General features: G+C 63.1%; 12 protein-coding genes. 8 read left to right on the forward strand and 4 right to left on the reverse strand.

The window, feature by feature from the left end; all coding sequences use genetic code 11:
* Positions 1-52: 52 nt before the first annotated feature.
* The 3 genes from ABUA09_RS13590 to ABUA09_RS13600 all read right to left on the reverse strand — a co-directional run bounded on the left by ABUA09_RS13590 (position 53) and on the right by ABUA09_RS13600 (position 2315).
* Entirely contained in the window at positions 53-670 is a 618-nt protein-coding gene (locus ABUA09_RS13590; RefSeq protein WP_033119174.1) for a hypothetical protein, read from the reverse strand.
* A 145-nt stretch (positions 671-815) separates the two neighbouring features.
* Positions 816-1229 carry a DUF3795 domain-containing protein gene (locus ABUA09_RS13595; RefSeq protein WP_195608077.1) on the reverse strand — a complete coding sequence of 138 codons (414 nt, stop codon included), beginning with the start codon at positions 1227-1229 and terminating at the stop codon, positions 816-818.
* A gap of 243 nt (positions 1230-1472) precedes the next feature.
* Positions 1473-2315 (reverse strand): carbon-nitrogen hydrolase family protein, encoded by an 843-nt coding sequence (locus ABUA09_RS13600; RefSeq protein WP_052082897.1) that lies wholly within the window; start codon positions 2313-2315, stop codon positions 1473-1475.
* 202 nt (positions 2316-2517) lie between these two features.
* Between ABUA09_RS13600 and miaB the strand changes: the two genes are divergently transcribed.
* The 4 genes from miaB (at position 2518) to mutL (ending at position 9337) form a co-directional block, all read left to right on the forward strand.
* A complete protein-coding gene (gene miaB / locus ABUA09_RS13605; RefSeq protein WP_349949417.1) occupies positions 2518-3933 on the forward strand; it encodes a tRNA (N6-isopentenyl adenosine(37)-C2)-methylthiotransferase MiaB in 1416 nt (471 codons plus the stop codon).
* Positions 3934-3984: 51 nt separating this feature from the next.
* Positions 3985-6582 (forward strand): DNA mismatch repair protein MutS, encoded by a 2598-nt coding sequence (gene mutS / locus ABUA09_RS13610; protein ID WP_349949418.1) that lies wholly within the window; start codon positions 3985-3987, stop codon positions 6580-6582.
* Between the two features lie 27 nt (positions 6583-6609).
* Positions 6610-7317, forward strand: coding sequence for a CPBP family intramembrane glutamic endopeptidase (locus ABUA09_RS13615; RefSeq protein ID WP_349949419.1), 708 nt, complete (start codon positions 6610-6612; stop codon positions 7315-7317).
* A 70-nt stretch (positions 7318-7387) separates the two neighbouring features.
* Entirely contained in the window at positions 7388-9337 is a 1950-nt protein-coding gene (mutL, locus tag ABUA09_RS13620; protein ID WP_349949420.1) for a DNA mismatch repair endonuclease MutL, read from the forward strand.
* Here mutL and ABUA09_RS13625 read toward each other — a convergent pair.
* Complete coding sequence (locus ABUA09_RS13625) at positions 9324-9566, reverse strand: hypothetical protein (RefSeq protein ID WP_195973639.1); 243 nt, start codon at positions 9564-9566, stop codon at positions 9324-9326. The genes mutL and ABUA09_RS13625 overlap by 14 nt on opposite strands.
* 71 nt (positions 9567-9637) lie before the next feature.
* Between ABUA09_RS13625 and ABUA09_RS13630 the strand changes: the two genes are divergently transcribed.
* The 4 genes from ABUA09_RS13630 to ABUA09_RS13645 are packed head-to-tail and all read left to right on the forward strand — an operon-like array spanning position 9638 to position 12428.
* Positions 9638-9880, forward strand: coding sequence for a helix-turn-helix domain-containing protein (locus tag ABUA09_RS13630; protein ID WP_349949421.1), 243 nt, complete (start codon positions 9638-9640; stop codon positions 9878-9880).
* Between the two features lie 6 nt (positions 9881-9886).
* The gene (gene miaA / locus ABUA09_RS13635) at positions 9887-10831 is read left to right on the forward strand and encodes a tRNA (adenosine(37)-N6)-dimethylallyltransferase MiaA (RefSeq protein ID WP_349949422.1); all 945 of its coding nucleotides are present in this window, start codon (positions 9887-9889) and stop codon (positions 10829-10831) included.
* 35 nt (positions 10832-10866) lie between these two features.
* Positions 10867-11097 carry an RNA chaperone Hfq gene (gene hfq, locus ABUA09_RS13640; RefSeq protein WP_033118774.1) on the forward strand — a complete coding sequence of 77 codons (231 nt, stop codon included), beginning with the start codon at positions 10867-10869 and terminating at the stop codon, positions 11095-11097.
* Between the two features lie 35 nt (positions 11098-11132).
* On the forward strand, positions 11133-12428 hold the full coding sequence (locus ABUA09_RS13645) for a biotin/lipoyl attachment domain-containing protein (RefSeq protein ID WP_349949423.1): 1296 nt from the start codon (positions 11133-11135) through the stop codon (positions 12426-12428).
* The last annotated feature ends 4 nt before the right edge of the window (positions 12429-12432 follow it).

Here is a 12432-nt window from a genome sequence, read left to right on the forward strand (position 1 = left end):
CCCGGCAAACTGCCCGGCCCTGATGCTTCACAGGACCGCGGCCCGGACGGGCTCAGCCCAGATCCTGCCCCAAGTCCTGGAGAGAGCCGTACATGCCGCCGAAAATAGCGTTTACCAGCTCGAACGACGGGGCGATCTTCCAGTGGTCCTCCTCATAGGTGAGCTCCAGAGTCACGGTGTTGGTCACCGTCTGGATGTCCTGGCTGTCCAGAAGGCCGGAGAGGATATCCGCCAGGGCGGCGGTCTGCTCCTCCTCGGTGGGCTGCTGGTCTTCGGGCAGGAAAATGGTGGACATCATCTGGCTGAAGGCCTCCTGGAGAAAGGCCGCGATCAGTGCGCCCAGGTCCCGGTTGGTGATCTCCGCCGTTATGGCGGCGCTGTCGCCCTCCTCCTTGACATCGGTGAAGGTCCAGGACAACCCCTCGGTGAAGCGGGGCATCATCTGCTCCATCGCGTCGTCAGCGGCGGAAGCCGTCTCTTCCGGCGCTTCCTCTCCGCCCTGCAGAATTTCGGAGCCGAAGTAGGCGCCCGCCGTCTTTTCATCCCACTTCTGCACCGCCGTCAGGGCGTTGTCCGCCGCCTGTTCGGCGCTCTCCCGAGAGGGCGCGCAGCCCGTTAGTCCCAGGAGCAGCGCCAGGGCCGTCAGGCCGGCCGCAAGTTTCCGGTTCATTTTGTCTCCTCCTCCAAAATCATGTTTGGGGTCCAGGGCTATCGTAGCACAAGGGACGGGAAGGCGCAACCGGAAACCCGCCTCCCTTCTTGTCGTTTGCGCTGCAGCCGGCCATCCGCACGAGGAGGCGCCAATGGAGCGCACATCATGTCGCTTTTTCCCGGCACTCGCTGCACGCGCCGTCGTGAACAGAAATAATGCCGCCGCATTTGGAACAGGTATAGGTCTCTTTCTGTATCTGCATAAACATATCTAACCCGTGCCGCTGTACGAACCTGCTGTTTTCAATAAGGCTTGCCTGATATCTTTTGTTGTAGCTTTTTTCAAGATTTTTTATAAATTTACAGGGAAAATCGGAACACGCAAAACAGTACGGCAGCCCTTTTTGTCCAACGCAGTCCTTTATCCCGCATTTTCGGCAGTGCCCGGGCTTCCCCATATCGCTGTTCAGACAGCCGGCGCATGGCTTGGGGTGGGAACAGTGCCGATAGCAAACCATACAATTCATTCCGCAGGGAGCGAACATAGCGGTATCGATCTTTTCTTCCGGCATTTTCATAACGCGCGTCTCCTCTCCTGTGACCCCCGGCTTGTCGGGTTTATTATACCATGCCGCAGGACCCTCCTCAACCGGGACTTTTGCCGGAGTCGGTCCGGACGGGATACGGTGCCTGACGCAAAACGGGACGGGCGCTTCGCCCTTTTACCTTTCGTGTTGCTACTGCTCTACTTCCTAAATTCTTCGTCAAAGTGACGGTTCAGAATGTATAAAATACAGGGGGAGTGAATGTTAGCAATCACCCTATCTTTTTGCAAGCATCCCATATAATTCCGGACGTCTGTTTCCCAAATTCTGATGCTCCCGTTTTTGAAATTCCCTTAACATATCGATATCTAGCTCGGCAAGGAACAGTCCTTCTGACTCATCCGTCTCTAATATGCAGGTATCTCTTGATCCTGATAGTTTCGGCAGATATACCACACCGTCAAACAACGTAGAATGACCATTACAATCCAGGTGTGGGGCTGGGTAATTGCAGGTTGCAATCGCAAACATATTTTCATATGCGCGTCCCCGGAGTTGTGACAGGCGATTGATCTCCATCGGGCAGGCGTTCGGCACAAGCACCAACTCTGCCCCTTTGAGCATTAGTATTCTGGCACTTTCCGGAAATTCACGGTCATAGCATATCATGGAACCCACTTTGAGTTTTCCCTTTGCCGTATCCAACTCGGCAACAATAAACTCATCCCCTGCACACAATACACTCTCATCATCCGCTTCTCCAAAATTGCAGATATGCACTTTGGAATACTTGTAAACAGATTTTCCATAATGGTCATAAAGACAGATTGTATTTCGCGGCCTGGACTTGCGTCTTTCCAGAAAGGTGATTCCAATCGCCATATCCAACTCCTTTGCAAGTTCCGCATAGCATGTGACAAATTCACCGTCGGTCGGAATTGCCAGCTCGTTCAACTTTTTCAAATCGTGAGGGATATGATACCCACAGCTCCACATCTCTGGAAACAAGGCAATATCGGCGCCCAGTTTTCTAGCCTCTTTACAATAATGAATACCTTTTTCCATATTTTCTTCCACGCACTCAGATGGGAGCAGTTGGAGAAATGCAATTTTTATCATACTATGGACATCTCCTCAAAGATTGCTTTGTTTCTCTGAGTATAACACGGTAAATTTGACTTTCAAACTGTGGTTAGTGAAATCGACGGAGTTTAATTCCAGCAACACTTAAGGTAAAAGGGGAGGCGCTTTCCACCCTTGTGTTTTCCCGGGGGAAATGATAAAATAATCTGAAAAATTGTTTTCCAATGGAGGCGCCGCTTTGAATCAGACCACCACACGGATCTCCGGGGAGGAGATCGCCCGACAGAAGGATTTCTGCGCCCAGATCAAGGCCATGAACGCCCCCCTCCCGGCCCGGCCTCTGGCCTTTGTGGACACCTACGGCTGCCAGCAGAACGAGGCCGACTCCGAGCGCATCCGGGGGTACCTCACCGAGATGGGGTACGGCTTTACTCAGGACGAGGCCGCGGCGGACGTAATCGTCATCAACACCTGCGCCGTCCGGGAGCACGCCGAGCAGCGGGTGCTGGGCAATGTGGGGGCCCTCACCCACACCAAGCGCAAGAATCCCAATCAGATCATCTGCCTATGCGGCTGCATGATGCAGGAGCCCCATGTGGCGGAGAAGATCCGGCAGTCCTTCCGCCATGTGGACCTGGTCTTCGGGCCCCATGCCCTTTGGCGCTTTCCTGAGCTCCTCTGGCGCATCCAGACGAGGAGAGGGCGCATCTTCGAGACCCCCGACGAGCCCGGCTCCATCGCCGAGGGACTTCCCGTCCGGCGGGAGGGGACGGTCAAGGCCTGGGCCTCCATCATGTATGGGTGCAATAACTTCTGTTCCTACTGCATCGTCCCCTATGTCCGGGGCCGGGAGCGCTCCCGCCGCCCGGAGGACATCCTGTCCGAGGTAAGGGAGCTGGCCCGGGCCGGATACAAGGATATCACCCTGCTGGGGCAGAATGTGAACTCCTACGGCAAGGACCTGCCTGAGGATGTGGACTTTGCCTGGCTCCTGCGGGACGTGAACGCCGTTCCCGGCGATTTCCTCATCCGGTTCATGACCAGCCACCCAAAGGACGCCTCGGAGCGGCTCTTCGACGCCATGGCGGCATGCGAAAAGGTGGCCCCCCATCTCCACCTCCCCTTCCAGGCGGGAAACGACCGGGTGCTCCGCGCCATGAACCGGGGCTACACCCGGGAGCACTATCTGGGCCTTATCCGGGCGCTGCGCGCGCGCATCCCGGACATCGTGCTCACCTCTGACATCATTGTGGGTTTCCCCGGTGAGACCACGGAGGAATTTGAGGACACGCTGAAGGTGCTGAAGGAGGTGCGCTTCGACGCCCTCTTTACGTTTATCTACTCCCCCCGGGAGGGGACACCGGCCGCCCGGCTGCCCGACCCGCTCTCCAGAGAGGAAAAGGCAGCCAATTTCCAGCGCCTGGTGGAGCTCCAGAACGCCATTTCGGCGGAAAAGCAGGCCGCCTATGTGGGAAAGACCCTGCGCTGCCTGGTGGACGTGGTGTCCGAGGACCCCCGTCACAACCTCAATGCCCGGACGGCGGGGGGCAGGCTGGTCCACTTCTCGGGCGACCCCGCGCTGCTGGGCAGCTATGTGCGGCTGAAGATCACGGGGGCCTCTACCTGGGCCCTCTTTGGGGAACCGGCGGACTGATCCGCCGGCCTCTCCGCCCCGGCGCAAATCCGGAAAAAGGAGAAAAAGAGCATGGCTGAGCTGACCCCCATGATGAAGCAGTACAATCAGATGAAGGCGGAGCACCCCGACTGCATCCTGATGTTCCGGCTGGGCGACTTTTATGAGATGTTCAACGAGGACGCCAAGCTGGTGTCCAAGGAGCTGGACCTCACCCTCACCACCCGGGACCGGAACAAGCCCGCCGAGGAGCGCACCCCCATGTGCGGCGTGCCCTACCACTCGGCGGAGGCCTATCTGGCCCGGCTCATCGCCAAGGGGTACAAGGTGGCTATCTGCGAGCAGATGGAGGACCCTGCCCTGGCCAAGGGGCTGGTGGACCGGGATATCATCCGCATCGTCACCCCCGGTACCGTGATCGACGCCTCCATGCTGGAGGAGGGGAAGAACAACTTCATCGCCGCCGTCTGCCGGACCGGGTCCGGCGCGGGGGCATGCTTCTGCGACATCTCCACCGGCGAGGTGTCCGCCACCGCCTTTTCGGGGCGGGACTGGCAGGAGCACCTCTTCAACGAGCTGGGGCGCTTCGCCCCCCGGGAGGCGGTGCTGGACACGGCCGCCTGGGAGGATGTGGAGCTGCGGGAATTCCTGCGCCTCCGGCTGGACTGCCGCTGTGAGCTGGGCCGGGAGGAGGATTTCGCCCCCGACCGGGCCATGGAGACGGCCCGAAAGCAGTTCCGCACCGGCCTGGAGGACCTTCCCGGCGAGGCGGAGGCCGCGGTCCGGGCCTGCGGAGGACTGCTCATCTATCTCTATGAGACCCAGAAGACCGACCTGTCCCATCTCACCGCCTTCCGGTACTACACCGGGGGGGAGTTTATGGAGCTGGACCTTACCGCCCGGCGAAATCTGGAGCTCACCGAGACCATGCGCGGCAAGGAGAAGAAGGGCTCCCTCCTCTGGGTGCTGGACAAGACCCGCACCGCTATGGGGCACCGGCTCATCCGCTCCTGGATGGAGCGGCCCCTCCTCTCCCCGGTGCAGGTGAACAAGCGCCTGGACGCCGTGGAGGATCTGGTGGGGGACGCCATCGCCCGGCAGGAGATCGCCGAGTGCCTCCGGGAGGTGACGGACCTGGAGCGGCTCATCGGGCGCATCGTTTACGGCACCGCAGGGGCCCGGGACTTGGTGGCCCTCTCCGGCGGCCTGGGGAAGCTGCCCCGGCTCCGGGCGCTCCTCGCTCCGTTCCGCTCCTCCCTGCTCACGGTCCTGCGGGAGTCCATCGACGACCTCCAGGACCTGCGGGAGCACATTGCCCGGGCGCTGGTGGAGGAGCCGCCCTTCTCCGTCCGGGAGGGCGGCTTCATCAAAGCGGGCTACAATAGCGACGTGGACTACCTCCGGGACATCATGACCAACGGCAAGTCCATGGTGGCCTCCATCGAACAGTCGGAGCGGGAAAAGACCGGCATCAAGAACCTGAAGGTGGGCTACAACAAGGTGTTCGGGTATTACATCGAGGTCTCCAAGGCCAATTACGACCTGGTGCCCGACACCTATATCCGCAAGCAGACCCTGGTGAACTGCGAGCGGTTCATCACCCAGGAGCTCAAGGACATGGAGCACACCATCCTCTCCGCCCAGGACCGGATCGTGGCGCTGGAGTACGAGCTCTTCTGCGCCCTTCGGGAGACGGTGGCCAAAGAGGTCAGCCGCATCCAGCAGACCGCCGCCGCCGTGGCCCAGGTGGACGTGCTGACCTCCTTCGCCACCGTGGCTGCCGCCGGCGGCTACTGCAAGCCCACGGTGGACCTCTCCGACAAGCTGGACATCACGGAGGGCCGCCATCCGGTGGTGGAGAAGGTCCTCAAAGACGCCCTCTTCGTTCCCAACGACGTACATATGGACGCGGGGGAAAACCTGGTGGCCATCATTACGGGCCCCAACATGGCGGGCAAATCCACCTACATGCGGCAGACCGCCCTCATCGTCCTCATGGCCCAGATGGGCGCCTTCGTCCCCGCCAGGAGCGCCCATGTGGGCATTGTGGACCGGGTATTCACCCGGGTGGGCGCCTCGGACGATCTGGCCGCCGGGCAGTCCACGTTCATGGTGGAGATGACCGAGGTGGCCGAGCTGCTGCGCAACGCCACGGCCAAGAGCCTGCTGATCCTGGACGAGATCGGCCGGGGCACCAGCACCTACGACGGCATGTCCATCGCCCGCGCGGTGCTGGAATACTGCGCCGACAAACGCCGCCTGGGGTGCAAGACCCTCTTTGCCACCCACTACCATGAGCTCACCTGCCTGGAGGGACAGATCCCCGGGGTGAAGAACTACAATGTGGCCGCCAAGAAGCGGAAGGACGATGTGATTTTCCTGCGCAAGATCGTCCCCGGCCCCGCCGACCAGAGCTACGGCATCGAGGTTGCGGGCCTGGCGGGAGTGCCGAGCCGGGTCATCGACCGGGCCCGGGACATCCTCTCCGAGCTGGAGGCCGAGGGCTGCCCTGCGCCGGCGCCCGCGGCCCCGGCGGCGGACAGCGGCCAGGTGTCCTTTCTGGATATGGGGGCCTCCGAGGTGGCGGACCGCCTGCGGCAGGTGGATATCGACACGCTGACCCCCATCGAGGCGATGAATCTGCTGTACGAGCTGAAAAAGAAGCTGTAAACCCTGTCTGAGAAAGGAGCCCTGCCCATGTCAAGCCGGCGCCAATGGCGGCCCCAGTTCTCCCCCTCTGAATTTCGGCGGGGATGGGTGTTCTTCGCCCTCTATCTGGTGGTGTTCCCCGTGCTCATGGGGCAGATCCAGCGGATGCTCAGCCAGCGGTTTGAGTTTTTCCTCCAGGCCCCTGAGTTCAGCCTCATCTATTATTTCCTTCTGCTCTGCGCCACGGTGTTCCTCTTTTGGGGCTTTCTCCGGCACAGCTTCGATATCCTCCTGGACTGGCTGCCGGAAAACCTGTTCGCCTTCGCGGCGGGGCTTGTGGGGGCCGGGGCGCTCCACTTCCTGGCGATGCGCCTGCCCTATCCGGTGGAGAACCCCAATGCGCTCCTCTACCCCGAGCAGTTTGCCGCGGCGCCCCAGGCCACCGTCCTGATCCTGGTGGTCCTGATGCCCCTCATCGAGGAGGTGCTGTTCCGGGGGCTCCTCTTCGGCGGCCTGCGGCGCTACAGCCGCCCCATGGCCTTTGCGGTCTCCACCCTGGGCTATGCTCTCTTCTGCGTGGCCTCCTTCGTGTTTCAGCCGGAGGGGGCGGACCTCCGGTATCTGCTGCTGGCCGTCCAGTACCTGCCCATGAGTCTGGCCCTCTCCTGGTGCTACGACCACGGGGGCTCCATCTGGTCGGCGGTGGCCCTCCATATGGCCGTCAACGGCGCTTCCCTCTTCCTGGCGGTGGGCTGAGGTCCACTGCACATGCAGCGCAGGACGGGCTCGCCTGTTTCAGAAAAGCCCTAAGAAAGGTGGTGGCACAGTGCCCCGCATTCAGGTATTGGAATCCCACGTTGCCGACCTCATTGCCGCCGGCGAGGTGGTGGAACGTCCCGCCTCCGTGGTAAAGGAGCTGGTGGAAAACGCCATCGACGCCGGAGCGTCCGCCCTCACGGTGGAGATCCAGCACGGCGGCATGACCTATATCCGTATCACCGACGACGGCTGCGGCATGGAACCCGGCGACGTGGAGACGGCCTTCCTCCGCCACGCCACCAGCAAGATCCGCACGGAGTACGACCTGGAGGCCATCGGCACCCTGGGATTCCGGGGAGAGGCTCTGGCCGCCATCGCCGCCGTGGCCCGGGTGGAGGTGCTCACCCGGACGGCGGAGCGGGATTTCGGCGTCTCCCTCACGCTGGAGGGAGGCGCGGTTCCGGGCCGGGAGGAGGCCGGCTGTCCCAAGGCCACCACCAAGGTGGTGCGGGACCTCTTTTACAATACGCCAGCCCGCCTCAACTATATGAAAAAGGACGCCGCCGAGGGGGCCGCCGTTTTCGCCGCCGTCCAGCGGGAGGCGCTGGCCCACCCCGAGGTGTCCATGCGTTTCCTCCGGGATGGGAAACAGGAGCTGCTCACCCCCGGGGACGGACAGCTCCGCTCTGCCGTTTACGCGGTCCTGGGACGGGACCTGGCGCTGGGCTTTACGGAGGTAAAGGGCTCCGGGGAGGATGGCGTCACTGTGGAGGGCTTCGCCTCCCTCCCGGCCTGCTGCCGGGGCTCCCGGAGCTGTCAGTATTTTTTTGTCAACGGGCGCTTCATCAAATCCCGCACGCTGATGGCCGCCCTGGAGGAGGCCTACCGCAACCAGCACATGGTAGGGAAGTTTCCCGGCTGCGTCCTCCACGTGCACACCCGGCTCAACGGCGTGGATGTGAACGTCCACCCCGCCAAGACCGAGGTGAAGTTCGTCAGTGAAAAACGGGCCTTTGACGCGGTGTATCACGCGGTAAGGGGCGCCCTGGAGGGGGAGGTCCGCCGCCCGCAGGCGGTGATCCCCGCTGCCCGGCCCCGGGCCCATGATACCGTGACCCCCAATCAGACCGCCTTTTCCGCCGTCCGCGCGGACCCGGTCCGCCCGGTCCGGCCCGCCTCTCCGCCCCCCGCCGCCCGGCCCGCTGCTTACGCCGCCGGTCCTCTGGAGCCCACCGGCGGGCTGCCCCTCCACGATTTTGCCCGGCCCCGGTTCGAGTCCCGGCCGGTCCCCGAGACGGCGGACAAGGGCGCCGCGGCCGCGCCGGCAGAGTGCGGGAAGCCGCCCGCCCCGTCCTCCCCGGCGGGGGCCGCACCCCGGCCGGCCGGCCCCTCCCCCGCACCGGAGAGACCGGCGCCCGCCCCCGGGCCGCAGCGGGCGCCGGCGCCGGAGACCGACACCTGGGCGGTGCGGGGAGAACTCTTTCACACCTATATCCTGGTGGAACAGGGGGAGAAGGCCTACTTCATCGACAAGCACGCCGCCCATGAGCGGATGAACTTTGATCGGCTGAAGGCGGCGGGCTATACCCCCATGGTCCAGCGGCTCCTCACCCCTGTGGTGTTCACTCCCGCCCCCGAGGAGGGGGCGGCGCTCCTCCAAAACCTGGATGTCCTATCCGCCTTTGGGTTTGAGTGCGAGGATTTCGGCGGCGGCGCCGTTCTGGTCCGCCAGTGCCCGGACTATGTGGACGCCGGAGACGTGGAGGCCACCCTCCTGGAGCTGGCCGGTACCCTGGCCGAGGGGGGGCGGGCCGACCCCGACGGGGCCCGGGACGCCCTGATGGCCACCATGTCCTGCAAGGCGGCCATCAAAGGGGGACAGAAAAACGGCCCCGAGGAGCTGCGGCGGGTGGCCGAGGCGGTGATGAGCGGCGCCGTCAAGTACTGCCCCCACGGCCGCCCCGTGGCCGTTGAGCTCACCCGGAACCAGTTGGAGAAGCTCTTCAAGCGAGCATGATCCGGAAGAGCCGGCCCGCCGTCTGCATGCCCTGCCGGAAGGCGGCGCGGCAGCGCAGTTCGGAGAGCTCTTCGGCGGCGTTCCGGACCTTCTCCGCGAATTCCTCCCCCATCCCCTCCTGGAGCCGCCGGTCCAGGGATCGGGTAAGGTGATCCAGCTCCTCCAGGTTTTCCTCCCAGGGGGAGTCTGTTATACTGTTCCACAGCAGCTCCAGCAAGGCATGATCCACAGCAAACACTCCTTAGTTATTTTCTAAATTAAGTATATTAGAAAATAACTAATATGTCAAGGAGGGCCGGCATGTTCACAAAAAAAATGTTTGGGGAACGATTTCGCCGGCTTCGGAAGGCAAAAGGAGAAGCGCAGACGGCCATCGCGCAGGTCTTGGGGGTGACTGTGACCCAAATCAGCGATATGGACAATGGGAAGACCATGACGACGCTGGAAAAGCTTACAATCATTTGCCAGCACTATCATGTCTCGGCAGACTATCTGCTGGGCCTGACCGACGACCCGGCGCCCCACGGGAGAAAAGAACCATAGGAGGAGATGGGAGTGGCCCCGAACATCCTTGTCATCTGCGGCCCGACCGCCTCGGGCAAGACCGCCCTGGCGGTGGAGCTGGCCCTGCTGCTGGGAGGCGAGGTGGTCTCCGCCGACTCCATGCAGATCTACCGCGGTATGGACATCGGCACCGCCAAGCCCACCCCGGAGGAGATGCGGGGGGTGCCCCACCACATGCTGGACGTGGCGGACCCGGCGGAGGACTACTCCGTGGCCCGGTATGTCCGGGCGGCCTCCGCCTGTGTGGACGACATCCTCTCCCGGGGGCGGCTGCCCATTGTGGCCGGGGGCACCGGACTCTACATCGACAACCTGGTGGCCGGACGGGAATTTGCCTCCTTTACGGGCCGGTGGCGGGAGCGTCTCCAGGCCAGGGCACGGGAGGAGGGCCTGCCTGCCCTCTATGAGGAGCTGCGGCGGGTGGACCCCCAGCGGGCGGAGCGGCTCCCCCTCAGCGATGAAAAGCGCATCCTCCGGGCTCTGGAGGTCTGGTACGAGACCGGGGAGACCATCACCGACCACGACCGCCGGACCGCCCAGCTTCCCTCCAGGTACCGCGCCCTGCGGATCGGCCTGGACTTCGCCCAGCGCCCCGACCTGTGGGTGCGCATCGACGCCCGGGTGGACGAGATGATGGACCGGGGGCTGGAGGGGGAGGTCCGCAGGCTGCTCTCCGCCGGTGTGCCGGAGGGCTGTACCGCCATGCAGGCCATCGGCTATAAGGAGTTTGCCGCCGCCCTTCGGGGGGAGGAGCCCCTGTCCGACGCGGTGGCGGCGGTGAAGCTCCGCTCCCGGCAGTACGCCAAGCGCCAGCGCACCTGGTTCCGGCGGAACCGGGATACGAACTGGATCTTTTGGGAAAAATCGCCCGACCTTGCAGCGGCGCGACAGAAAGCGACAGCATTTCTGGAAGATCTTGGATTATCATAGGTGCATTCCAATAGATAGAGGAGTGTACATAGACTATGCAGAACAAGATCAATCTCCAGGACAACTTTCTCACCCGCGCCCGCCGGGGCAAGCTGAACGTAACGGTCTTTTTGATGAACGGCTACCAACTCCGGGGGGTCATCGCCGGATTCGACCCCTTTGTGGTGGTGCTCATGACCGACAACAAGCAGCAGGTCATCTACAAGCACGCCATCTCCACCATCGTGCCCGAGCGGGCCCTGGAACTGGAGGCGGCGGTGGACTGAGGACCTGCGGAGATCGATAAGAGGGTTTTCTACGTATGAAGCAAGGCACCGTTCTCACCCGCGCCGTCATGCTGCTGCTCTTTGCCGCGGTGTGCGCTTATTTCGCGGTGGCCGCCTGGCAGAGCTTTCACCAGAGCGAGTACACCATGGCCACCTACGCCTACACGGTGGACGACGCCGTGGAGGCCACCGGGCTCCTGGTGCGGCAGGAGGAGGTCATTCTCTCCGGGCAGGCGGCGGCCATCGTGGATGTGATCCCCGACCAGGGGGAAAAGGTGAACGCGGGGGGAACGGTCGCCTATCTCTATCGGGACGAGGCGGCCTTGGAGCGCAAGCGGGAGCTGCGGACCCTGGAGCTGGAGCGGGAACAGCTCATCTACTCCCTCCAGCGGGGGGACACGGGCTGGGACAACGCCCGGCTGGACCAGAGCATCGTGGACGCGATGGTAGGGCTCAAGACCTCCGCCGCCTATGGGGATCTCACCGGCCTGGAGGACCAGGTCCTCTCCTTCAAGAGCCTGGTCATCCGGCGGGGGGCCTCCTCCGCCGGCGGCGCGGCGGACATCCAGCCCAAGGTGGAGGAGATCGACGCCCAGCACGCGGCGCTTCAGGCCGCGGCGGGACAGGACACCACCCCCATCCGGGTGGACAAGTCCGGCAGCTTTTCCGCCGTGGCGGACGGGTACGAGGCCCTGCTCACGCCGGATATGCTCTCCACCCTCACCGTCTCCGATCTGACCGCGCTGCTGGTCCGGAAACCGGAGGCACCGGAGGGCGCGGTGGGAAAGCTCATCACCAGCTCCACCTGGTACTTCACCGCCGCCCTGCCCGTAAAGACGGCGGAGCGGCTGGTGGAAGGGCGCTCCGTGAAGGTGCGCTTTTCCCGGGATTGGTCCGGCGAGGTGAGCATGACCATAGAGCGGGTGGGCGAGGAGGAGGACGGAAAGTGCCCGGTGGTGCTCTCGTCCAGCCGGAGCCTGGCGGATACCAGCCTTTTGCGGAAACAGACGGTGGACATCATATTCAGCAGCACCACCGGCATCCGCGTGCCCAAAAAGGCGGTGCGGGACGGACTGGTGACCTCCACCGACCCGGAGACACAGGCCGAGGTCACCACCCGGGTCATCGGAGTCTATGTCCTCACCGGCGCCCAGTCGGAATTCAAGCAGGTGGAGATCCTGGCGGACGACGGGGACTTTTATCTCGTCCGGGCCTCTCTGCCGGACAACCCCACCGAGCTTCAGATCAAAAAGGCCTTCCGGGCCGGGGACGAGGTGATCGTCTCCTCGGAAGAGATCTACGACGGCAAGGTCATCCTTGCCCCCAGATAGAGAA

The organism is Intestinimonas sp. RTP31139st1_F5_RTP31139_211217 (assembly GCF_040226735.1).
Classification (GTDB): domain Bacteria; phylum Bacillota; class Clostridia; order Oscillospirales; family Oscillospiraceae; genus Intestinimonas; species Intestinimonas butyriciproducens.

Coding starts and splice junctions, on each gene's coding strand:
- ABUA09_RS13590 (WP_033119174.1), bottom strand. CDS start 670: ATGAACCGGAAACTTGCGGCCGGCCTGACGGCCCTGGCGCTGCTCCTG.
- ABUA09_RS13595 (WP_195608077.1), bottom strand. CDS start 1,229: ATGAAAATGCCGGAAGAAAAGATCGATACCGCTATGTTCGCTCCCTGC.
- ABUA09_RS13600 (WP_052082897.1), bottom strand. CDS start 2,315: ATGATAAAAATTGCATTTCTCCAACTGCTCCCATCTGAGTGCGTGGAA.
- mutS (WP_349949418.1), top strand. CDS start 3,985: ATGGCTGAGCTGACCCCCATGATGAAGCAGTACAATCAGATGAAGGCG.
- ABUA09_RS13615 (WP_349949419.1), top strand. CDS start 6,610: ATGTCAAGCCGGCGCCAATGGCGGCCCCAGTTCTCCCCCTCTGAATTT.
- ABUA09_RS13630 (WP_349949421.1), top strand. CDS start 9,638: ATGTTCACAAAAAAAATGTTTGGGGAACGATTTCGCCGGCTTCGGAAG.
- miaA (WP_349949422.1), top strand. CDS start 9,887: ATGGGAGTGGCCCCGAACATCCTTGTCATCTGCGGCCCGACCGCCTCG.
- hfq (WP_033118774.1), top strand. CDS start 10,867: ATGCAGAACAAGATCAATCTCCAGGACAACTTTCTCACCCGCGCCCGC.
- ABUA09_RS13645 (WP_349949423.1), top strand. CDS start 11,133: ATGAAGCAAGGCACCGTTCTCACCCGCGCCGTCATGCTGCTGCTCTTT.